The sequence below is a fragment of the Tessaracoccus terricola genome, assembly GCF_054776555.1.
Genome location: NZ_BAAHBS010000001.1, coordinates 488,434 through 511,952 on the forward strand (window position 1 = coordinate 488,434; position 23,519 = coordinate 511,952).

General features: G+C 70.0%; 14 protein-coding genes. 8 read left to right on the forward strand and 6 right to left on the reverse strand.

The genetic code is table 11. From position 1 onward, the window contains the following. Positions 1–34: 34 nt before the first annotated feature. From ACYU7G_RS02195 to ACYU7G_RS02205, 3 genes are all read right to left on the reverse strand, one after another. Complete coding sequence (locus ACYU7G_RS02195; RefSeq protein ID WP_461104304.1) at positions 35–3,559, reverse strand: family 20 glycosylhydrolase; 3,525 nt, start codon at positions 3,557–3,559, stop codon at positions 35–37. A gap of 122 nt (positions 3,560–3,681) precedes the next feature. Beyond that, positions 3,682–6,987, reverse strand: a complete 3,306-nt coding sequence (locus ACYU7G_RS02200) for a beta-N-acetylglucosaminidase domain-containing protein (RefSeq protein WP_461104306.1) — start codon at positions 6,985–6,987, stop codon at positions 3,682–3,684. A 157-nt stretch (positions 6,988–7,144) separates the two neighbouring features. Further along, entirely contained in the window at positions 7,145–8,431 is a 1,287-nt protein-coding gene (locus tag ACYU7G_RS02205) for a citrate synthase (protein ID WP_461104308.1), read from the reverse strand. A gap of 264 nt (positions 8,432–8,695) precedes the next feature. Between ACYU7G_RS02205 and ACYU7G_RS02210 the strand changes: the two genes are divergently transcribed. Then, the gene (locus ACYU7G_RS02210) at positions 8,696–9,241 is read left to right on the forward strand and encodes a YceI family protein (RefSeq protein WP_461104310.1); all 546 of its coding nucleotides are present in this window, start codon (positions 8,696–8,698) and stop codon (positions 9,239–9,241) included. A gap of 82 nt (positions 9,242–9,323) precedes the next feature. Here the strand turns inward: ACYU7G_RS02210 and ACYU7G_RS02215 are convergent, their stop codons facing one another. Continuing rightward, the gene (locus ACYU7G_RS02215; RefSeq protein WP_461104312.1) at positions 9,324–9,569 is read right to left on the reverse strand and encodes a DUF6458 family protein; all 246 of its coding nucleotides are present in this window, start codon (positions 9,567–9,569) and stop codon (positions 9,324–9,326) included. A gap of 119 nt (positions 9,570–9,688) precedes the next feature. Here ACYU7G_RS02215 and ACYU7G_RS02220 point away from each other — a divergent pair, with 119 nt between their 5' ends. The 5 genes from ACYU7G_RS02220 to ACYU7G_RS02240 all read left to right on the forward strand — a co-directional run bounded on the left by ACYU7G_RS02220 (position 9,689) and on the right by ACYU7G_RS02240 (position 16,927). After that, positions 9,689–11,050 (forward strand): MFS transporter, encoded by a 1,362-nt coding sequence (locus ACYU7G_RS02220; RefSeq protein WP_461104314.1) that lies wholly within the window; start codon positions 9,689–9,691, stop codon positions 11,048–11,050. 184 nt (positions 11,051–11,234) lie between these two features. Beyond that, entirely contained in the window at positions 11,235–13,223 is a 1,989-nt protein-coding gene (locus ACYU7G_RS02225) for an AAA family ATPase (RefSeq protein WP_461104316.1), read from the forward strand. Further along, a complete protein-coding gene (locus ACYU7G_RS02230) occupies positions 13,220–14,080 on the forward strand; it encodes an HNH endonuclease family protein (protein ID WP_461104318.1) in 861 nt (286 codons plus the stop codon). The genes ACYU7G_RS02225 and ACYU7G_RS02230 overlap by 4 nt, the downstream gene beginning before the upstream one ends. A 2-nt stretch (positions 14,081–14,082) precedes the next feature. Continuing rightward, entirely contained in the window at positions 14,083–15,972 is a 1,890-nt protein-coding gene (locus ACYU7G_RS02235; RefSeq protein ID WP_461104320.1) for a hypothetical protein, read from the forward strand. Positions 15,973–15,994: 22 nt separating this feature from the next. Continuing rightward, positions 15,995–16,927 (forward strand): acetylxylan esterase, encoded by a 933-nt coding sequence (locus ACYU7G_RS02240; RefSeq protein ID WP_461104322.1) that lies wholly within the window; start codon positions 15,995–15,997, stop codon positions 16,925–16,927. Between the two features lie 2 nt (positions 16,928–16,929). Here ACYU7G_RS02240 and ACYU7G_RS02245 read toward each other — a convergent pair whose 3' ends face one another. Then, complete coding sequence (locus ACYU7G_RS02245; RefSeq protein WP_461104324.1) at positions 16,930–18,105, reverse strand: AAA family ATPase; 1,176 nt, start codon at positions 18,103–18,105, stop codon at positions 16,930–16,932. A gap of 42 nt (positions 18,106–18,147) precedes the next feature. Further along, complete coding sequence (locus ACYU7G_RS02250) at positions 18,148–20,067, reverse strand: FAD/NAD(P)-binding protein (RefSeq protein WP_461104326.1); 1,920 nt, start codon at positions 20,065–20,067, stop codon at positions 18,148–18,150. 150 nt (positions 20,068–20,217) lie between these two features. Here ACYU7G_RS02250 and ACYU7G_RS02255 point away from each other — a divergent pair, with 150 nt between their 5' ends. After that, a complete protein-coding gene (locus ACYU7G_RS02255; RefSeq protein WP_461104328.1) occupies positions 20,218–21,378 on the forward strand; it encodes an ABC transporter substrate-binding protein in 1,161 nt (386 codons plus the stop codon). Positions 21,379–21,589: 211 nt separating this feature from the next. Then, positions 21,590–23,464, forward strand: a complete 1,875-nt coding sequence (locus ACYU7G_RS02260) for an ABC transporter permease (protein ID WP_461104330.1) — start codon at positions 21,590–21,592, stop codon at positions 23,462–23,464. The last annotated feature ends 55 nt before the right edge of the window (positions 23,465–23,519 follow it).

The window sequence follows — 23,519 nt, forward strand, 5'->3', positions numbered from 1 at the left end:
CCCCGAGGTGCGAGCGGCAGCGAGCCTCGAGGGGTCAGCTCTTGAACAGCACCAGGTTGTTGAAGACCTCCTTGGTCACCCAGCGGTAGCCGCTACCGTCGGCCTCCACGACCTTGGCGACGATGTAGCTGCGGCAGCCGCCGCGGCCCGTCGTGCTCGTGTCGCACTCGGTGCGCCACTGCCGCCCGTCGATGGTCCACTCGCCGGTGTTGGCCAGCGGGTTGTCGCCCCAGGCGGCGCGGGTCATCTCCGGCAGGTAGGTGAGGTTGTTGAACACCCATGCGGTGCGCTGCTCGAAGCCGTTGCCGGTGTCGACGACGGTGGCGGCCAGGATCTGCGTGGTGCAGCGGGTGGTCTGCGAGTAGGGCTCGCAGTCGGTGAACCACTTGCGACCGTTGACCTCGTGGTAGCCCGGGGTGGTGTACACCCAGGATCCGTCAGCGGGTCGCGACGGGCTGCTGGTGGGGGCGGTCGTGGGGGTCACGGTCACCTCCACCGTCTGCGTGTTCGTCGACGTGGCGGTCGCGGTGGCGGTGGCCGTCGTCGTCGTGGTGGCGGTCGCGGTGGCCGTGGCCGTCACCGTGGGGGTGGCGGTGGCGGTGGCGGTCGCGGTGGCCGTGACCGTGGCGGTGGCGGTCACCGTCGGGGTGGGTGCGGTCACCGTGACGGTCGGCTGCGGGCCGGAGGTCGCGGCGGTGCCGGTCAGCGACACCTCGCCCATGGTCATCCACACGTCGTTCTGGGCGGCCGGGTAGTTGCTGGTGCCCTCGACGATCACGTAGCGGCCCACGACCGGCTCGAAGCTGACCAACTGGTCGACCGACGAGTTCTCGAGGACGGCGGTGGCCGCCGGCTCGCCCCAGGTGGCGGGGTCCTCACCGAACGGGGTGTCGGAGATGTAGACGTTGACGTCCTTGGCCCGTCCGTTGGCGCCGCTCTGGCGCGGCGTGAGGGTGACGGCGCACAGGCTCATCTGCTCGCCCGCGTCCATGCTCAGCCAGTGCGGGTAGGTGGCCGGGGTGCCGGACCAGCGGGAGTGCCAGTACGTGCCCGGGTCACCGTCGAACGCCGCGGCCCAGAAGCCGTTCGGCGCCGGCTCGTTGCTGGTCTGCTCGGAGCTGGCTCCCAGCCCGGTGGGGGTGAACGTCGGACCACAGGTGCCGGTGACCACGACGCCGGCGGTGGTGGCGCCGCCCTCCCAGGCGACGTCGAAGGTGATGGTGTTCGCACCGACGGTCCCATCGGTGGCGACGGTGAACGTCGCCGCACCCACCTCACCGGCTGCGATGTCGCCCAGCTCGGCCGAGGCCGGGGTGAAGGTCAGGCCCTCGATGCTCGGGGCCGTGACCACGACGTCGGACAGGGCATCGGCGCTGGGGGCGCTGACCCGGACCGTGATCTCCGCGTCCACGCCTGGGCGGATCAGGGAGGTGTCGGTGGTGGCGATGGCGCCCAGTTCGGTGCGGGCGGTCCACACGTCGTCGCTCAGGTGCGGCGGCAGCTGGGCGAGCGTCCCGGTGGCGGGGCGCAGGCTCTGGTCCGCGAGCGGGTCCGTCACGGTCGGGGTGGCGGAGAAGTCGATGCTGGACTCGTCGCCCTTGATGGTGGACAGGTCCTGGTTGCTCAGGGCGTTGCGCAGGATGAAGCCCTCCCCGGACGGGATGATGGCCCACTTCTGCACGTTGCGCTCCGGACCGGTGGCGTGCGCGGTGCCGTTCGGGTCCACGCACTCCACCATGTTGGTCAGCGCACCGATGCCCACCACGACGTCGAGCCGCTTCTTGCCCTCGGTGATGGCCAGGCACTCGCCGGTGGCCAGGTTCTTCAGCTGGTAGTAGTGGTCGTGCGCGGAGGTGAGCTGCCAGGTCTGCAGGTCCTCGACGACGTCGCCGCGGGCCTCGCCGGCGCCCAGCAGGGCCTCGGCGGAGCCATTGAGGGCGAAGGAGTAGATGCCGTCGGCCAGCGGCTGGCGCTCGAGGTTCAGCCACAGCGGGTTGCGGCCCACGGACTCGATGCCGGCCTCGAACGTGGCCCAGTCCATCTCCTGGCCGTGGGCGTCCTCGTGGCTGCCCTGCCAGGTGAGCTGCGAGATGAAGCGCAGGGACTCGAAGACCTCGTCCTCAACCTCGTTCTCCGTCTGCCAGTGCGAGGAGTCGGGCCAGATGGAGACCTTGGCGCCACGAATGTGCTCGTTGTCAGGGTCCAGGAGGCCGTTTGAGCCGGGGAACCTTCCCAAGTGCCACTCACTGTTCCAGAGATTCTGGGAGTTCATCTTGAAAACCAGGGCGGAACGGGAGAAGTACAGGACCGAGTTGGCGTTCATCAGTTCGTAGCCGCGCTCGATCAGGGTGGCCGGGCTGAGCCCCTCGGCGTACCAGTACTCGACGACGATGTCGCGGTCCAGCTGGACCACCTGGGTGGAGATCACGCCGTCGTTCCAGATGCGCAGCTGCTTGCCCTTGTCCTTGACGTAGTCGTTGACGTCGTTGACGAACGCGATGAACGCGTCGCCGATGGTGGCGTCCTCGCCGTACTCGGCCTTGGACCAGGCCGTCAGGTCGTTGTAGTTGCCGAAGTTCGTGCCGATCATGTACTCGTCGGCGCCCATGTGCCAGTAGTCGGTGGTGAACACGCCGTCGTACTGGTCGATCAGGCCCGTGTAGAAGTTCAGGGCCTCAGGGTGCGAGAGGTCCAGCTGGTTCTCCTGCGCGATGCCGGCGTTGTTGCGCAGCTGCAGGTCCGGGCGGTGCTCCAGCCAGATCCCGAGGTGGCCCGGGGAGTTGATCTCGGGGATCACGTCGATGCCGAGCACGTCCGCCTTGGCCACCAGCTCCGCGACGTCGTCGCGGGTGTAGTAGGACCAGGTGTTGTTTCGCGGGTCGGAGGTCTCCAGCTTCATCTCCAGCAGGAGGTGGTTCAGCTTGAGGTCCGCCATGTCCGTGAGGAGGCGGTCGATGAAGTCGTTCTGGATGTTGATCTGGCAGGCGCACAGGGTGACGCCGCGCTCCAGGTACTTGGGGACGTCCACCGACGAGCCGGCGGGCAGCGTCGTCGCCTGGCGCAGCAGCTGCGAGAGCGAGCGGGTGCCGTAGAAGGCGCCGCGCTCGTCGGCGGCGGTGATGGTGACGCCGTCGGAGGCGATCTCCAGCTCGTAGCCCTCCTCGCCCAGCTCCGTGGCGCGGGCGTCGTCGAGGACGATCTCGATGTCGTCGGCGTCGGCCCCGGAGGTGACGACGTCCACCGCGCCCGGGGTGGCCGGGACCACGTCAGTGGCAGCCTTCTCGGGGTTGAGGTAGACGTCGAGCTCCTGCGCCAACACCTGCGCCCGCGGCGCGAACGCCTCAGGCGCGACGATGCGGGTGCCGTCGGTCAGGGCCCACTGGCCCTCGCCCTCGGTCCAGTCGGACATCGCCGGGATGGTGGGGGGCAGCTCGCCGGCGGCGAGCGGCGCCACCTCGTCGGCTGGGAGCGGGTCCGCGTTCGATGTCAGCGGCAGGCCGAGAGTGGCCACGAGGGCCACTGCGGCGCCGAGGCCGAGCAGGGATTTCGATGGGCGCATGTGTGGTGACCTCCAGAGCACAGCAGTGTGGTTGCTGCCCGACGCTAACGACGGCAGGTTCCCGTGTCACGTCTGATGTCTCAACTGCACCGTCACAATGAGCGATACGCCCCCTGCCCGCCTCATTCGCTGAACCTCACCATGTTGTTGAACACCCAGTCCTGGCCGGTGCGGTGGGACCAGGAGCCGTCGGCGGCCTGGCTGGACTGCACCAACGTCGCGAAGATGTAGCTGCGGCAGCCGCCCTGGCCCGTGACGGCCGTGTCGCACTCCGTGCGCCAGCGTCGCCCCTCCTCGGAGACCCAGGAGCCGGTGTGGCCCAGCGGGTTCTGGCTCCACTGCTGCCTGGTCATGCCCGGCAGGTAGGTGAGGTTGTTGAACTTCCAGCCCGTGCTGCCCACGAACCGACCGTCCACCAGTTCCACCTGCGTGGCCCAGATCTCGGTGGTGCAGCGGATGGTCTGCGAGTACGGCTCGCACTCGGTGTACCAGAGGCGGCCGTTGACCTGGTGCACGCCCGGCTCCGAGTACACGTCGACGCCGGGGGCGGTCGGCGACGCTGTCGGCGACGCGGTGGGCGTCGTCGTCGGGGCGGCGGTGGGCTCCCCGGTGGGGCCGGTGCTCGGATCCTCGCTGGGCTCGGTGGTCGGTTCGCCGCTTGGCTCCTCGCTCGGTTCGCCGCTCGGCTCCTCGCTCGGTTCCTCCGACGGCTCCTCCGTGGGCTCGGTCGGGGGCGTGATGGTCTCGGTGGAGACGATGAACTCGGTGACGGACACGTCGCCGGCGGCGAAGCTGACCCGCACGCCGGTGAACGTCACGTCGTCGTCGATGCCGATCCCGTTCCACGACGCGGCCGGGTCCAGCTCGCCCACGGTGGCCCAGCCGGCCTCCGTCAGCACCTCGACCTCGCCGGCCGCCGCTCCGATCAGAACGAGCGAGCCCCCGGTCTGGGGCTCGGTCAGTTGGCGCTCCAGGACGTCGCCGTCGGCCGCGGTACCGGTGAGCGCGGTCTGGACGTCGACGTCGAACGCGAGGCTCGGTGCGGAGCCGTCAGCAACGTCGATGTCGGTGCCGAACGCCTCCACCGGCCCGGTGGCCTGGAACTCGCGGATCTTGATCCACTTGTTGTTCGACTCGTTGGAGACCAGCCGCACGTAGCGGGCCTGCACCGGCTCGGGGAACACGTGCTTGATGACCACCGCGTTGGTGAACGTGCTGGCGTCGGTCCAGTTCTCGCCGTCGACCGAGTACCGAAGTGTGGCGTCGTAGAGCATGTCACCGGCGGTGGTGTCGTTGTCGGCCTGGTGGATGGCGACGCTGCCCACCTCCTGCGCCGAACCCAGGTCCAGCTGCACCCAGGAGCCCGGCGTCGGGGCGGCGTTGGACCACCAGTAGGAGCCGAGGTCGCCATCGGTCATGCGCGCCTGGGCGTAGTCCTGCCACTGGCCCAGGTCCGAGGAGCGCGACGGCGTCCCCTCGATCGGGGAGGCGCCCGGGACCGGAGCCGCGCCCAGGGCGGCCTCGTAGTGTTCGTAGGCCTCCTGCAGGAAGACGTCGAACTGGCCGTCGCCGACCTTCGGGATGATCACGTCCTCGGCCACCGCGTCGCCGCGCAGGTCCGAGACCCGCGGCGTGGTGGCGGCCGCATCCCGCGCCGAGACCGAGGCGAGCATCGCAGCCGCGGCGGCGTCGGCGTCGCCCTCGGCCACCGCCTCCAGGCCCACCATCGCGGCCTGGATGGCGATGCCCCACTGGGAGGCCGCCTCCAGCCACGGCAGGGAGTCGGTGTGGAAGCCGGGCTCCGCCATCGCGGCCAGGGTCTCCGGGAGTTCGGTGATGGTCTGCACCCGGGCCTCCAGCGCCGCCCGGCCCGCGCCGTCGCCCGCCTCGAGGGCCGTCCACCAGGCCGCGGCGTCGGCGGCGAAGGCGGGTGCCTGCTCGGAGCTGGGGCGGTAGGGGCGCCAGTCCTGGTTCAGGTCCACGAAGACCGCGAGTGCCTCACGCACGGCCGCGTCGTCGCCGGCCAGTTCGTCGATGACCGCGGCGAGCGTGGTCTGCGCGTCGTAGGCGGGACCATTCCACGTGTAGTCGGCGTACCCGGCCAACGCGACCAGCGACGCGTAGGGCTGGATCATCGGGTTGGAGGTGAAGCCCTCGATGTGCTGGTACAGGTCTGCGGCGCGCCCGGTGAACGGGTTGAGGAAGAGGCGGTCGCGCTGGCCGTCATTGACCGGGAAGTTGTCCCAGATGTAGAGGTTGTCGGTGTTGTAGCTGACCTCGGCCGCGGCCACGGAGGCCATGGTGATCTGGTCGGAGAAGACGCCCTCGCCGGTCCACTGGATCAGCACCGAGTCGTCCACCATGGTGCCGAAGCGGTGCTTGTAGGCGTCCGGTCCGGAGCCCGAGTAGTTGGTGGGGACGGTCTGCAGCGGCTTGAGGGAGTGCACCTCGACGTATTCGGTGACGATCCGGTTCAGGTAGTGCGCCTGGCCGTCGGCGAGCTTCTCGAAGCCGGGGGCGGTGAAGGTCTCGCGGTCCAGGTCACACTTCAGGTACGGGTCGATGTCGTCGAGCGCGATGTAGAAGCTGGTCACGCCGATGCCGCGCAGCTGCTCGAACTTGGCCACCGTCGCGTCGAAGTCGGACTCCAGTGCGTAACAGATGTCGTTGCCGGGGGAGAGGGCGAACACGAACTCGACGTGGTTGGCCTTGGCCTGCGTGACCAGCTCCTCGAGCCTCTCGAGGTCCTCGGCCGGGTAGAGGTCACGCCAGTTGAAGCGCAGGTAGGTGTCGTCCTTGGGCGTGTAGATGAAGGTGTTCATCTTGTGCTCGCCGTAGAACTCGAGCTGGTCCAGCCGGGCCTGGTGGCTCCACGGGATGCCGTAGAAGCCCTCGATGCCGCCGCGGATGGACATCAGCGGCCAGTCCCGGATGGTGGTGGCGGGCATGGCGCCGACGGTCACCAGCTGCCGCAGCGTCTGCACCGCGTAGAACAGACCCGTGGCATCGGTGCCCTCCAGCAGCACCGTCGGGGAGCCGTCGACGATGCCGTTCGCGACGACGTAGCCGTCGGCGGCCAGCCCGGAGGCGTCCGCCACACCCAGCGCCGCGGCCACCGCCTGCGTGTCCGCGTCACTGACGCCCAGGTGGACGACGGTGCCGGAACCGGGGGCGCTCTCCGCCCAGGTGGTGGTGGCGCCCGCTGCGTCGAGCAGGGCGGTGAGGGCGGCCTTCGACGGCGCGTCGACGTCGGTGTCTGCCACCACGGTGACCGCACCGTCGAGCGCCACCGCGACGCCCTCGTCGGAGGCCTCCTGCGGTGTGGGCAGCACCTCGGCCGGCGCGACGGCGTGAGCCGGGGACCCCGAGACCACCACTCCCGTGACCAGTAGTGCGGCCGAGGCCAGTACGCAGGCGAGCTTCTTCATCGGGTTCCCTTCCACGACGCTGTGTGCCCACGTCATGTTGCCGCAGGCCACTGACAGTCACGGGAACAGGAGGCGAAACGCTCACTGCGACGTCGCAGTTGGGGAAAGCGAAACCGCCAGCCCCGTTCGGGACTGGCGGTTCGGCAGGCTGCGTGGATCAGCGCTCGGAGATCGGCTTGTAGTTGCGCTCGGTCTCGCCGATGTAGATCTGGCGCGGGCGGCCGATCTTGCGCTTCGGGTCAGCGTGCTCCTCGCGCCACTGGGCGATCCAGCCGGGCAGGCGGCCCAGCGCGAACAGGGCGGTGAAGTAGTTGGCGGGGAAGCCCATCGCCTCGTAGATCAGGCCGGTGTAGAAGTCGACGTTGGGGTACAGCTTGCGCTCGACGAAGTACTCGTCGTTCAGCGCGGTCTCCTCGAGCTCCAGCGCCAGGTCCAGCAGATCGTTGGACTTGCCGGAGTTGCGCAGCAGTTCGTCGACGTGGCCCTTGATGATGCGGGCGCGCGGGTCGTAGTTCTTGTAGACGCGGTGGCCGAAGCCCATCAGCTTCACGCCGGACTTCTTGTCCTTGACCTGGTTCATGAAGGTCTTGGCGTCGAGGCCGTCCTCGCGCAGCTTCACCAGCATCTCCAGCACCGCCTGGTTGGCGCCGCCGTGCAGCGGGCCGGACAGGGCGTTCACGCCGGCGGACATGGAGGCGTAGATGTTGGCGTCGGCCGAGCCCACCATGCGTACCGTGGAGGTGGAGCAGTTCTGCTCGTGGTCCGCGTGCAGGATGAACAGGGTCTCGAAGGCCCTCACGACGGCCGGGTCGATCTCGTACTCCTCCACCGGGGTACCGAAGGACAGGCTGAGGTAGTTCTCGACGTAGCTGAGCTTCTTGCTCGGGTACATGAACGGCTCACCCACCGACGACTTGTAGGCGTAGGCGGCCAGCGTCGGCATGGAACCGATGAGGCGCAGCGAGGCCTCCTCCACCTGGGCGGGATCGTGCGGGTCCAGTGCGTCGCGGTTGAAGGCGCCGAGCGCCATGATGCCGGCGGAGAGCACCTGCATGGGGTGCGCGCCGCGCGGGAACATGCGGTAGAGCTCACGCATGCGCTCGTCGAGGAGCATCCGGTCCGCCACCTTGGCCTCGAAGTCGGCGAGCTCGTCCGCGGTGGGGAGTTCGCCGTAGATCAGGAGGTAGGCGGTCTCGAGGAACGTGGACTCGGAGGCCAGCTGCTCGATGGGGTAGCCGCGGTACTGCAGGACGCCGGCGTTGCCGTCGATGAAGGTGATCGCGGAGCTGCAGGAGGCGGTGTTCACGAAACCGGGATCGAGCGTCACGTTGCCGGTGGTGGCCAGCAGCTTGGAGACGTCGTAGCCGTCGTTGCCCTGTGCCGCCTCAACGTACGGGAGCTCCAGCTCGGTGTCGCCGTGCTTGAAAGTGGCGCTTTCGGTCATGTTCAGATGTGCCTTCCTGGGGACTACGACGTCAATGCCGCGGTGTCATGTGTGGCTGTGCCTGCCTCTGCCCAGCCAACCATACAGCGTGGGACTCGACACAACTCAGCCGAACTGTGACACCTCGACGGCCCTCAGGGTATGTCGGAGGCTCTGGTTTGGCGAAAACCAACAACTTCCCAGAAGTGGTTGACTTTTCAACTAGGATGTGTGCATACTTGACGTAGCAAGCAATTTCCGAAGACATCCAGCAAGGAGACCACCATGGCAATCCACGAGGAACTGAACGGCGAGTACACCGTCGACGCATCCCACACCACCTTGGCGTTCGTCGCCCGTCACGCGATGATCACGAAGGTCCGCGGCACCCTGGCCGCCACCGGCCAGGCCGTCCTGAACGCCGCTGACCCGAAGGCCTCCAGCATCACCGTCTCGGCGGACACCGCCTCGGTGAACACCGGCAATGCGGACCGCGACGCCCACCTGCGCAGCGGCGACTTCTTCGAGTCCGAGAAGTACCCCAACATCACCTTCACCTCCACCGACGTCAACGTCACCGGTGAGGACGAGCTCGAGGTGACCGGTGACCTGACCATCAAGGACGTCACCCAGTCCGTCACCATCCCGCTGGAGTACACCGGCACCGTCGTCGACCCCTTCGGCGCCACCCGTGCAGGGTTCGAGGGCAAGCTGCCGGTCAAGCGCTCCGACTTCGGCCTCACCTGGAACGCGGCCCTCGAGGCCGGCGGCGTGCTGGTCTCGGACAAGGTCACGCTCGAGTTCGACGTGGCCCTGGTCAAGAACGCCTGACCCACACGCAGGACCCGGGGGAACGGGGAACAACACGAAGGCCCGGACAGCACACGCTGCCCGGGCCTTCGTCCGTGTTCGGTCAGAGGCCGTCCCGGGTCTCCGAGCGGGTCACGTGGTCCCCGGTGCTGGGGTCCTGGGTCACGCGGGTCTCGGTGCTGTGGCGGCGCTGCGACGCGACCAAGGACCAGATGATGCCGAAGACACCGCAGGCCATCAGGATGTAGCCGGCGATGTTGATGTTGAAGAACGAAACCGTGTCCTTGTCGATCGCGAACGCCAGGATGGCGCCCAGCGCGAGCAGGAAGATGGAGGTACCGATACGCATGATGAGTCCTCTCTTAGTAGTGCCCGGCCGCGTGGTCCGGATCTTGTCACTGTAACGCGTGGGCGGCCAATCCACGCGTCGTACACCTCAGGTTCACCAAGGATCGCTACGTTGAGCACGTGAACAGCCACGAGCCACCCCGGGGTCACCTGTACGACCCGCCCACGGCCGACGACGTCGTCGACCTCACCACCGGCGCCCTCGCCGACGTCCCCGCGCCGAAGTGGAAGGTGTTCAGCTGGGGCATGTGGGACTGGGGCACCCAACCGTTCAACACCGTCATCACCACGTTCGTGTTCTCGGTCTACATCACCTCCTCGGCCTTCGGCACGGAGAACGAGACATCCATCGCGCTCTCGATCGCGACCGGCGCCGCCGGGCTGTTCATCGCCCTGCTCGCCCCCATCCTCGGCCAGGGCGCCGACCGCTCCGGGCGTCGCATGTTCCACCTGCGCTGGCAGACCTGGCTGCTGGCGGCGATCTCCGCGGCGCTGTGGTTCGTCGCGCCCGAGCCGTCCTACCTGGTGCTCGGCCTGGTGCTGCTGGCTGCCGGCAACCTCGTCGGCGAGATCGCCAACGTCAACTACTACGCCGCCATCGACAAGGTCTCCACCCCGAAGACCGTGGGGCGGATCTCCGGCCTCGGCTGGGGCCTGGGCTACATCGGCGGCATCGCCATCCTGCTGCTCATCATCGCGTTGCGCGGCTCGGACTTCGGGCCCGACGACGTGCGCTTCTCCATGATCGTGTGCGGCCTGTGGACCCTGGTGTTCACCATCCCGATCTTCATCGCCCTGCGCGACGAGAAGGTGGACAACCCACCGCCGCGCCGCTCCCTGCCCGAGTGCTACCGGGACCTGTGGCGGTCCCTGAAGCGCGTGTACAAGGACAACCCCCACACCGTCTACTTCCTGCTCGCCTCCGCCCTGTTCCGCGACGGCCTGGGCGGCGTGTTCACCTTCGGTGCGGTGCTGGCCGCCGGCACGTTCGGCTTCGAGTTCTCCGAGGTGATCATCTTCGGCGTCGCCGCCAACCTCGTCGCCGGCGTCGCGACGATGGCCTTCGGCCTGCTCGACGACGTGCTCGGCCCCAAGAAGGTCATCCTGATCTCGCTGTTCTTCCTCGTCGTGCTGGGTCTCGGCGTGTTCTTCCTGCACGACCAGGGCAAGACCGTGTTCTGGGTGTTGGGCCTCGCCATGTGCGTGTTCGTCGGGCCTGCGCAGTCGGCCAGCCGTTCGTTCCTCGCCCGGGCCATCCCCGAGGGCAAGTCCGGCGAGATCTTCGGCCTCTACGCCACCACCGGCCGTGCCGTCTCCTTCCTGTCGTCGTCGTTCTTCGGCCTGTTCATCGTCATCGGAGCGGCCGTCACCGGCAGCCAGGAGACGCAGTACTTCGGCATCCTCGGCGTGGTCCTGGTGCTGCTGGCCGGCCTGCTGGTGATGATCCCCGTCAAGGAGGGCGGCCACAGCTTCAGCAAGTGAGGGCGGTGACTGACCCCAACGCAACAGTGTTGCGAAAGGGTCCGTCTACCGACCCTTTCGCAACACTGTTGCGCTGGGGTCGACGTATCAGGAACGCCGTCGGCGCCTCTTGACCCAAGTAGGACCATCCGCCGTGTCCGGGCGGGATACTGGGACTGGGGTCATCAGCGCTGGGGGGTGTGTGATGGGGTTTCGACGGATCTCGGAACCACTCGTCCTGTCCGAGGCGCGCGCCCGCCTCCTCGAGGCGGCGCCGCCCCCGACGCAGCGGCCCCCGGACCCCGTCCTCCAGCACGCGGAAGTCGTGGCGCCGCTGCTGCAGGCCACCGGCTGGACCTGCGCCTACTGCGAGCGCCCCCTCACGGGCACCGGACCCGACGGCGTGGTGGTGACCCACCACCGCCCCACCTGGGGAGCGATGGCCGCCGACGGCACGGTCACGATGGGCGCCTACGGCTGGCTCGCGCTGGTCTGGGACAACCTCCGCCCCGCCTGCGCCGACTGCGTGCGGGCCAAGGGCACCCGCTTCCCCGTCGACGGGCCGCGCGCCACCCCGGACTCGGACCTCGCAGCCGAGCGGGCCGTGCTGCTGGACCCGGCCGTCGACGACCCGGACCCCCACCTGCGCTTCCAGCCCGACGGCACCGTCGCCGCAATCACCCAACGGGGCCGGGTGACCATCGAGGTGCTCGCCCTCAACCGTGAGCCCCTCGTCCGGGCCCGCGCCGGGACCCTGTCCGACGGGGCGGGCCCACAGTTCGCGACGATGCGGCGCCAACTGGCCGCGCCGTCGCCCGCCCCCGGCGCCCGGGAGCTGGAGGCCGCCCCGCCACCGCCGTCGCTGCCGGTGGGCCCGGCCCTGCCGCAGCAGGGCAACTATGACCTGAACACGGACCTCGCCGCCGCCGAGAAGCAGCAGTACTTCCAGGCGACGCAGTGGGTGGAGCGCGTGGTGATCCGCAACTTCCGGCCCATCCGTGAGTTGGAGGTGGACCTGTCGCGCTCCAGCAGCGAACAGGGCCCCTGGACGGTGCTGCTGGGCGAGAACGGCAGCGGCAAGAGCTCCATCCTGCAGGCCGTCGCCCTCACCCTGATGGGCGGCGAGCAGCGGCGCCGGCTGGGGATCGACGCCCGCAGCTACCTGCGCCACCGCGCCCACAAGGGCATGGTGCAGGTGTTCCTCAGCGGCAACCCGGAGCCCCTCGAACTGCGCTGGGAGCACGGCGACGCCGAGTTCACCGGGCCCGAACCGGTGCCGGCGCTGCTGCTCGGCTACTGCGCCACCCGGCTGCTCCCGAGGCACGCCGACGGCCCGCCGGACCAACGGGTGGTGCGCGTGGACAACCTGTTCGACCCGCTCCTGCCCCTCACCGACCCGACGTCGTGGCTGCTCTCCCTCGACGACGACACCTTCGCCGAGGTGGCCGACGGCATCCACGAACTCCTCGCCCTCTCAGACGACGCCGAACTGGTCCGCACCGGCGCGGGGGTGCGGCTGCGGCAGGGCAACACCGAGTCCGACCTCACCACCCTCAGCGACGGCTACCAGGCGATGGTCGTGATGTCCTGCGACATCCTGCGCAGCGTCCTCACCATGTGGCCCAGGGCGGCGCTGGCCGAGGGCATCGTGCTCATCGACGAGGTGGGCGCCCACCTGCACCCGCGCTGGCGGATGCGGATCGTCACCGCGGTGCGCCGGCTCCTGCCCCGCGTGCAGTTCATCATCTCCACCCATGACCCGCTGTGCCTGCGGGGCGTCCTCGACGGCGAGGTGGTGGTGGTGCGCCGCAACAGCGACGGCGACGTCGTCACGATCGTCGACCTGCCTTCGGTGCAGGGCATGCGGATCGACCAGTTGCTCACCTCCGAACACTTCGGCCTCGGCAGCACCGACGACCCGGAGGTGGCCGACCTCTGGGAGACCTACTACGCCCTGCAGGCCGTCGCCAGGCCGAACGCGGGCCAACGGGAGCGACTCGACGCGGTCCGTGCCCGGCTCGGCGAGCTCGAGCAACTGGGTTCCACCGAGCGCGAGCGCTACCTGATGGCCGCCGCGGACCGCTACATCGCGCAGCGTCGCGAGACCGGCGACGCCGTCGCCCCGGCCCCGGACGCGGTGGTGGCGGAGTTGTCCCGGCTGTGGTCGGAGAACCTCCCGACGGAGGCGCCATGAGAAGGGTGCCGATGCCCGCCGCCCCGGCCGGTCTGGACTCGGACAAGGCCCGCCGGGAGCGTGCCGACGCGCTCGCGTTCTACGCGCACTGGGACGGCGAGGCGAAGTTCGAGTTCGACGCCTACAAGGCCACCGACGTGCGCCCCGCGCTGGAGGCGGCCTTCGGTGGCAAGTGCGCCTACTGCGAGACCTATTACGCGGCCACCCAGCCGGTGGCCATCGAGCACTATCGGCCCAAGGGTGGCGTCATCATCGGGGACGGCGGCAGACCCACCCCGCCTGGCTACTACTGGCTGGCCAGCGAGTGGACCAACCTGCTGCCGTCGTGCACCGACTGCAACAGCCCGCGCGGCCAGGACCTGCCCGGGGAGCACCGCACGGCGGGGAAGGCGAACGCGTTCCCGCTGGCCTCCGAGGGGACGCGCGCGCACGCACCGGGGGAGGAGGCCCGCGAGGAGCGGCTGCTCGTCCATCCCTACTGGGACCACCCGGAGAAGCACTTCAGGTTCGTGTGGGGCACCGACTCGATCAGCGACGGCTGGGTGGAGCCCGCGCGCAGCCCGTCGGGGCGGGTGAGCGCGAAGGGGAGGGCCACCATCGCGGTCTGCGCCCTGCAACGGCGCGGCCTGGTGAAGGCGCGTCGGGAGTTGCTGGAGTCCCTGGTGGGCCACCTGGAGAGCGTCGTCGAGGCGCGCGACAACGCCGTCGCCCACCCCGACGACCCCCGCTTCCCCGAGCAGTTCGCGCGCCGTGCCAGGGAGGTGGCCCGCTTCGTCGAGGACCACGCCCCGTACAGCGTCATGGCCCGCCAGGTGGTGGCGGCCTACCACGACAGGCTCTTCGGACCGAAGGAGTGACGATGACCCGAACCGACCCGCACGCCTCACCGCAGCTGGAGTGCGACATCGTGATGAAGGGCGGCATCACCAGCGGCGTCATCTACCCGCGCGCCGTCGCCGAACTGGCCCGCACCTACCGGCTGCGCGCCGTGGGCGGGGCCTCGGCCGGGGCGATCGCGGCCGCAGCAGCCGCCGCGGCCGAACTGGGACGCGCCGACGGCGGCTTCGGTGAGCTCGACACCCTGCCCCGGGACCTCACCGCGCCCGGACCGGACGGCCGCTCCACCCTCGCCACCCTGTTCCAACCCACCCCCGTCGCGGCGCCGCTGTTCCGGCTGGTGGCGGCGGTCGGCGTCCGGGAGGGCGTCGGGAAGGTGGTGGCCGTCATCGCCGGGTTGCTGCGCGGCTACTGGTGGGCGGCGCTGTTGGGCGCGCTGCCCGGGCTGGTGCTGCTGGTGCTCGGCGTCCTCGGGACGGGGACCGGCCGGGTGGCGGGGATCGTCGGCGGCGCCGTAGTGGCGCTGGTCGGGCTGGTGCTGGGGGTGGCACTGGCCGCGGCACGGACGCTGGGGCGGGTGGCCGGCGACGGCTTCGGCATGTGCTCCGGGATGCCCGGCGTGGACTCGGGTTCCGCACCGGCGTTGACGCCGTGGCTGCACGCCAAGATCCAGTCGCTGAGCCGGCGCGGACCCGACGCGCCCCCGTTGACGTTCGGGGAGCTCGACGACGCGGGCGTCGAACTGCGCATGATGACCACCAACCTCAGCCGCCACCAGCCCATGGCCATGCCGTGGCGCAGCAACGAGTACTTCTTCGACCCCGACTACTTCCGCACCCTGTTCCCCGACGACGTGGTGGACCAGATGGTGGCCCATCCGCCGCCCGCCGGTGGATTCTCGTCGCAGCTGCTGCGCGCGCAGGCGGGACCGTTGCGGCCCTGGCCGGAGGCGAGGCACCTGCCCGTCGTCGTCGCCACCCGGATGTCGCTGAGTTTCCCCGTGCTGATCCAGGCCGTCCGGCTCGCGGCCGTCGACTACGGCCGACCCACCAACAGGGACGCCCGCGACGCCGTGACCCAGTGGCGGCGTGAGCACCCCGACGGCACCGTCGCACAGGCCGCGGCCGCACTGCCGCTGCCGGAGTTCTCACCCGCCTGGTTCACCGACGGAGGCCTGTGCGCCAACCTGCCCGTCCACTTCTTCGACTCACCGCTGCCGAAGCACCCGACGTTCGCGTTCAACCTGGGCCCGTTCCCGCCCGGGCGCTCGAAGCGACCCGAGGAGCGCGCCAACAGCTACCTGCCCAGCGTCAACCAGGGCGGCGCCACCCGCGGCTGGTTCCCGCTGGCGACGGCGGGGCTCGGCGCCTGGGGCGGGTTTGCCGGGATCATGCTGCACACTGCCCGCGAGTGGGTGGACGCCGGGCAGATGACCATGCCCGGGTACCGCGACCGGATCGTCACCGTCCACCACACCGCCTCCGAGGGCGGCATGAACCTGGACATGCCGCACGAGGTGGTCTCCTCGCTCGCCGAGCGCGGCCGACAGGCGGCGGGCAAGCTCGTGGCCGCCTTCGGGCCCGAGGGGGAGGCGTGGAAGAACCACCAGTGGATCCGGATGCGCACCTCCACCGCCGGGCTGAGTGGTTGGGTGGCGGAGTTCCTGGCCGGCTACCAGAGCTCCCAGGAGGTGCCCTACCCCAACCTCGCCGGCCCCGGCGCCGTCGCGGACCTCCCCTCCTACATCGTCGGAGTCGGCGATCGCCGCTTGCTCAACCAGCACGTCGGCGAGTTGGAGACGCTGGCCACCGCCTGGGGCGGCGACGACTCCTTGATCAAGAACGCGCCCAGCCCCAGGCCCCAGCTGCGCCTGGTCCCCGACGACGGCACCGCCGACGGCCTGACCCAATAGACCCGTCTGCCACAATGCCGGGGTGACCACGACGCGTCCGGTGCCGGCTGACTTCGACGACTTCTGGGCCGCGCTGGCGCAGCGCTCCCGGGCGGTGCCAGCGGACGTGGCACGTGAGCGGACGGCCGACTCCCGCACGGAACTGGTTCGGTTCACCTCCCTCGACGGCGTCCGCGTGGGCGGCTGGCTGGTGCTCCCGGAGGGTGAGGTGACTTCCGCGGTGGTCAACGCCCACGGCTACGGCGGCCGGGGCGAGCTCGAGCCGCAGTACGTCCCCGACGGCGCGGCCGCGTTCTACCCCGTGGCCCGCGGCCTGCCGGAGTTGTCCCGCGTCGACGGCATCCCGGACCACTCCGCGGCGCACGTGCTGCACGGGATCGACTCGCGTGAGACCTACGTCCACGGCGGCTGCACCGCCGACCTGGTGTTCTGCGCGCTCAACACGCTCGAGGAGCTCCTCGGCCGCAGGCTCGGGCAGCGCCGGGGCGGGTTGCCGCTCGGCCTCTACGGCGGCAGTTTCGGCGGTGGGATTGCCGCCATGGGTGCGCCGTGGGACGAGCGCGTCGACGCGGTCGCGTTGCTGGTGCCCAGCTTCGGCAACAACCCCGCGCGCCTGGCCGCCGCCTGCGTCGGCAGTGGCGCCGCCGTCTCCGCGCACGTCCGCGCGCATCCCGAGGCCTGGGACGTCCTCGACTACTTCGACGCCGCCACCGCCGCCGCCCGGATCGACGTTCCGACGGCGATCGCGGCCGCCCACGAGGACCCGGCCGTGCCGCCCGTCGGCCAGTGGGCCGTCGCGAACGCCGTCCCCGAGGAGCTGCGCACCGTCGTGGGGCTGACCGCCGGGCACGTGGACCAGTACCCGGGCCAGGCCGGGGAGATGGCCGCCTGGGCCGCGACGGTGCGCGGACTGTTCGGCTCGCTTCGCTCGCGGGGCGGCTCGACCGACGGATAGGGTCAGCGCTTGCCCCACTCCCACGCGACGGTGTTCAGCAGGCCCTGACCCTCGAGCCGGGTCTCGCCGGTGTTCTTGACCAGGTGGTGGTGGACGACGGTGTCTTCGTCGCCGAGGGCCAGCAGCGGCTGGATCAGGGCGTCGGAGTGGGACACCACCATCACCTGGGTGCGGCGGGCGACGTCGGTCATCAGGCGGGCGAGCACGGGCAGGACGTGGGGGTGCAGGCTGGTCTCGGGCTCGTTGAGGACCAACAGGCCGGGCGGTTGGGGACTCAGCAGGGCGGTGGCGAGCAGCAGGAACCGCAGGGTGCCGTCGCTGAGTTCGTCCGCGCCGAGGGGCCGCAGCATGCCGGGTTGGCGCACCTGCAGGTGGAAGCGGCCGTCGGTGCCCTCGGCGTGGACGCCCACCTCACTGCCCTCGAACGCCTCCTCGAACGCGCTGGTGAACGGGCCGGACCAGGCGGACTCGAGCACGGTCTGCACGGCGGCGGCCAGGTCGTGCCCGTCGTCGGCCAGCACCGGGGTCCAGGTGCCGACGCACGACGAGCGGGCGGGGGCGGCGGCGTCGGTGCGGAAACTGTCGTAGAAGCGCCAGCCCGAGACCACCTGCCGCATCCAGCCGATGTCCGGGTAGCCGTCGGGGTCCGCGAGTTCGGACAACATGCTCACGCGCGGCGACAGTCTGGACCCGACCTCCCGCTTCACCTCGTCGAACACGGTGACGGTGGAGTTCTTGCGCCGCACCAACCGCGACGCCGGGCGCAGGATGGGGCCGGCGAAGATCTCCTCACGCTTGATCTGGGGATCCCGGACGAAGGCGGTCTGTGACGGGATGGGCAGTCCGATGTCGATCAGGTAGGCCAGCTCCGCCGTCGCGAACCCCAGCATCAGGCTCACGGGTTTGCTGCGCGACGACGACCCCTGCACCGGCACCTCCCCGCGCCGCATCGCGCCCGAGATCTGCTCCGGACCGGCCCACAGCACCCGGTCCAGGCCACCCTCCGCGGCCAGCGATCCCACTACCCCCGACGTCGCGGTCCCGGCCAGCAGGCGCATCGCGCGGTACAGACTGGACTTCCCCGAGCCGTTCGCCCCGGTGACGAGGGTCACCGGCGCCATCGGCACGGCCAGGTCCCGCAGCGAGCGGTAGCCGTGGACTGCGAGCGTCGTGATCATGGGCGCAACGCTACGACGCCGCCCTGACAACGAGCCCCGGGCTCAGGACAGGATGGCCTCGACGGCGGCGTCGATCTCGCGCAGCATGGTGGGGTCCGTCTTCGGCATGGGGGAGATGATCGTGTCACCGCGGGCGACGTCGGAGGGGATCCCCAGCAGGTGGATCCGGTGCCGGCCGGCGGGGCCGATGAGTTCGCTGGTGACCTCGTCGATCACGAAGGCAGGTCCCAGCGAACGGTCGCCCTTGGCGGTCAGCCGCCCGAACGACTGCGCCAGCCCCTGCTCCACCAGGCTCGAGATCACCGGGTCCAGCGTGAAGCGGCCGTCGTGCAGCCGCACCCACGCGTCCAGCAGCGAGCGCGACTCCACCCGGGACCCTTCGATCAGCGGCGAGTACGCCACGAACCCGGAACCGTCCACCTCGACGGTGATCTTCGGGCCCACGAACCGCACCAGTCCCGCGTCCACCAGGGCCAGCAGCTGCGCGGCGCGGAACGCCGGCGGGCCGGAACCGATGGTGCCGCCGAAGGAGAGGAACTCGCGCAGGTCGCCGTCGTAGCCCTCGGCGTCGATCCCGTCGAAGGCGGCCAGCTCGGTCAGGAAGCGGCGCGCGGCGTTGGCCTCCCACAGGCCGGCCTTGAACGCGGAGTCCAGCCCCAGTTCGGCCTCGGCGAGGTCCTTGGCCACCCGGTCCACGATGAACTCCTCGTACGACGCGTGGCCCTGCGGGTGTACGTGCTCGTGGAGGAGGGCGTGGAAGTCGAACGGCGGCAGGTCGTGGGGCAACAGGTGCACGATCGCCGGGGCCAGTTCCCACGGCTCGTTGGCGTCGATGAGCTCGACGATGGCCTCGAGGTCCAGCTCGTGGAAGCGGGCGGCGGTCTCGTAGTAGGCCTGCGTGGCGTCGCGGGCCAGGAGCGGCAGGAAGTCCTCGGTGAAGCGCAGCGGCCGGCGCGCCCTCCAGTCGACGGCGCGGACCCGGGCCAGCTTCACCGCCGGCGGCAGGCCGTCGTAGACGGACTTCGCACGGAACGGCAGCCCCTTGCGGGAGCCGACGTTCAGGATGGGCTCCTCCCCGGAGGGCACGTAGCGCAGGCGGCCACCGTCGGGTTCGAACCGGCCGCCGCGGCCGATGGTCAGCATGGACATGGAGTCGAAGAACCCCATGCCGAAGCCGCGCACGATCACCGGCTCGCCCGCCGGGATGCCGGAGAGGTCCTGCTCGATGGGGCTGTCCGGAGCCACCCAGGTCACGTCGGCGCCCGACGCCGCGATGGCGGCCGCCAACTCCTTGTCCGCGTGGTTGGGCTCACTCTCCAGCCAGCCCAGCGCCAGCGCGACGGCGTCGGCGGGCAGCACCGCACCGTCGGCCAGTTCGACGACGGGACGCCCGGCCCCGTCGGTGGTGACGGCCGTGGCGCGGGTGCGGTGCCAGACCACCTCCACGTCGGGTCCCAGCTTCGCCAGCGACGTGCGCAGCACCCAGTCCTGGTAGAGCCCGAACAGCGCCCGGCTGGGGTGCGAGCCCGGTCCCGCTGCGGCCACCTCCGTGCGGAAGCCCTCGTCGGCGAGGACCTCAGCGACGTCGGCGCCCTCCTCGAACGCACGCCGGTGGGAGGCGGGGACCAGGTCTGCGGGCGGGGTGGGGGTCGGCTCGACCGCCGGGGTGGGGGTGACCTGTTCGGCGACGAGGTGGCACCACTCCCACAGGGTTGGGCCCTCCACGACGGGGCCGACGCCGCTGAAGGAGTCGTCGGTGAACATCGTGACGGCACCGGCGAGGGTGTTCATGCACATGTCGCGGTCCTGGTCCGTGCGCCACAGGCGGCCGGCGCCGGGCTGCGCGTCGTCGACGAGGTGCAGCGTGAGCCGACGGTTGCCGCGGGCGGCGATCCGCTCGATCAGCGAGACGCCCCGTGGCCCCAGCCCGACGATCACAACGGTCAGTGCCGATTCAGCCACGCGCGCTCCTGTTCATGTCCACCACCCCGCAACAACCGGGATTGTCTCAAATTCATTCCCTTTCAGCGATGTGGGAATAACGGCTGCACGCCCGTGGTTGCCCGGTTCGGACGCAACTCTTGCGTCCTGAGTCATCGCAAGGAGTAACGAATGCGTCCATCCATCAGGAAGACCCTGGCGGCAACCGCCTCTGCAATCGCCATGTTGGCCATGGCCGCCTGCGGTCAGGACGCAGGCCCCTCCGACGGCGGCGGTGAGGACGGCAAGGCCACCAGCGTGACGTTCGGCGTCGTCGGCCCCAAGACCGGTGACCAGGCGCAGTACGGCGAGGACTGGCAGAAGGGCTTCGACCTGGCGCTGGAGGAACTGAACGCCGAGGGCGACATCGAGTACAAGGTGGACTTCCAGGACTCCCAGGGCCAGCCCGCGCAGGCCAGCAACATCGCGCAGAAGTTCGTCTCCGACGAGAACATCCTCGCCGCCATGGGCGACTTCTCCTCCGCCACCTCCATGGTGGCCAGCCCCGTGTTCCAGCGCGGCGGGCTCGTCCAGCTGGGCATCACCAACTCGCACCCCGAGTTCACCGACACCGGCGACTTCATCTTCGCCTCGCCCGTGACGCAGGCCGTCGAGGGCCAGCTGCAGGCCGACGGCGCGAAGGCACTGGGTGACAAGGCCGCCGTGTTCTACCTGAACACCGACTGGGGCATCACCACCTGGGACGTCTTCGAGGAGCAGGCCGGCACCAACGGCCTGGAGATCGTGTACTCCTCGGCCGTCGAGGAGGCCTCCACCGACTTCAAGCCGCTGCTGCTCAACGCCAAGAACGCCGGCGCCGACGTCGTCTACATGCTCACCTACTACAAGACCACCTCGCTGCTCATGCAGCAGGCCCAGGACGTCGGCCTCGAGGCCGAGTTCGGCGCGGTCGGCTCCAACTACTCGCTGGAGTACCTGGACCTGGCCGGCGAGGCCGGCAACGGCGTCTACATGGCCACCACGTTCTTCCCGGCCTCCGAGGACCCGGAGGTCAAGGCCTACGTCGAGGCGTTCACCGAGAAGTTCGGGCACCAGCCCAGCCTGTTCAACACCTACGCCTACGACGGCGTGAAGGCGCTGGCGAAGGCCTATGAGGAGTCCGACGGCACCCGCGAGGGCCTGCGCGACGCGCTGGCCACCAGCACCGACCTGCCCTCCATCGTCTACGGCACCTTCGGGTTCAACGACGAGCGTCGCATCGACGATCCGACCTTCCGCTGGATCCAGGTGCAGGACGGCGAGTTCGTCGAGGTCGATCCCCTCGTAGAGTGACCCGGACGGGACCGGTCATGCGTGCGAGCGCCGGGCCGGGCCCGCTCCGTCGACACTTCGCGGATCTCGCCACCGTCAAGTCAGTTCGCCACCGCTACAGCGGTGGCAAAGTGACCCAGCGGTGGCAAACCGCAACAGCCGGGGGAACGGCACCGACGGGCGGGCAACCGCACCGTGGGAGCTCCCCGGGCAAGCAGCAGGAAAGAGAATCGTGGACACAGTTCTGGCCGGCCTCATCAACGGCAACGCGTACGCCCTGATCGCGCTGGGCCTGTCGCTGGTGATCGGCGTCGCCAACGTCATCAACTTCGCGCAGGGCTCCCTGTTCGCCGTCGGCGCCATGGTGGGCTGGGTGATGACCACCACGCTCGGCCTGCCGCTGTGGGTGGCGGTCATCGTCGCGATGCTGGTCACCGCGTTGCTGGGCTGGGTGATCAACGAACTGGCGGTGAAACCGTTCGCGGGCAAGGCGCCCATCGCGGCGGTGCTGTCCACCATCGCCATGATGATCATCCTCGACGCCTCCAACGAGCTGATCTTCGGCCCCGAGCTGCGCCCGATGCGCACCGGCCTGCCCGACGTCTCCTTCCAGCTGTTCGGCCTCACCATCAACCCCATCGACATCGTCATCCTGTGCACGTCGGTGGTGCTGATGCTCGGGCTCGCCGCGCTGCTGCGCTTCACCCGCTTCGGCCGGGCCGTGCGCGCCACGTCGCAGGACCGGGAGGCCGCCGCCCAGATGGGCGTCCCCGTGAACCGGGTGCAGGCACTCGCGTTCATGCTGGCCTCCTCGCTCGGCGGCCTCGCCGGAGTCCTGGTGGCCGCCTACTTCACCACCATCTCGCCCACGCAGGGCTTCACCGTCGGCCTGGCGGGCATCGCCGCCGCGACGCTGGGCGGCCTCGGCTCGCTCCTGGGCGCCGTCGTCGGCGGCCTGCTGCTGGGTGTCATCGAGGCGTTCGGCGTCTCCTTCTGGGGCGACGCCGCCCGCCAGATCATCACCTTCGGCGTGCTGCTGCTGGTGCTGTGGATCCGCCCCCAGGGGCTCTTCGGCGCCAAGGCCATCAAGAAGGAACCCCTCACCGGCACCTTCTTCGCCGCCGCCCGCAAGATCCGCGTCCCGTGGTGGGGCGTGCTGGTGCTCGTCGTGATCGGCGCGCTGCCGATGATCCCGGGGCTGCTCGACGGCTACGTCGTCCAGGTGGGCATCCAGATCATCCTGTTCGCCCTCGCCGCACTGTCCATGACCATCCTCGGCGGCCAGGCCGGTCAGCTCTCGCTCGGCCAGGCCGGCACCGTCGCCCTCGGGGCCTACGCGCTGGCGCTGCTTACCAAGAACGCCGGCCTGCCGTTCCTGCCGGCCGTGCTGCTGGCGGGCCTGATCGGTGCGGTCATCATGACCGTCGTCGCCGCCCCCAGCTGGCGCCTCAGCGGCCACTACCCGGCCATCGCCACCCTCGCCACGGGAGCCGCCATCACCGCCATCGCGGCCAACTGGAACTCCGTCACCGGCGGTGGCGCCGGCATCGCGCTGATCCCGCAGGCCGAGGTCTTCGGCATCGTCCTGTCCAGCAACTCCGCCCGCTACGGACTGGTGTTCGTCGTCCTGCTGGTGCTGTGCGGCCTGGTGTTCCTGTGGAGCCGAAGCCACGTCGGCATGTACTGGCGCGCCATCCGCGACGACGAGGTGGCCGCCCGCGCCGCCGGCATCGCCACCCCACAGTACAAGTCCCTCGCCTTCGGCGTCTCCGGCTTCATCGCCGGCATCGCGGGTGCGCTGTGGGCCGCCGACTACGGCTTCATCGACCCGAAGACGTTCCCGCCGCTGATGAGCTTCCAGATCGTCATCGTCGCCGTGCTGGGCGGCATGCTCAGCCCCATCGGCGCCATCCTCGGCTCCGTGGTGATGGTGGGCGGCCTGGAGCTGTTCCGGTTCTCCGCCTCCGCCCGCCTGCTGGCCTACGGTCTGATCCTGCTGCTGCTGATCCGGTTCCGCCCGCAGGGGCTGTGGACCCACTTCGCCTGGTTCGACCGGCTCAAGAGCCGCCGCACCAAGGACTCCGAGTTGGAAGGGAGCGACGCATGAGCCGCGCACTTGAGCACCGACCCGACACGCCGTCGGAAATCGGGATCGGGGTGGC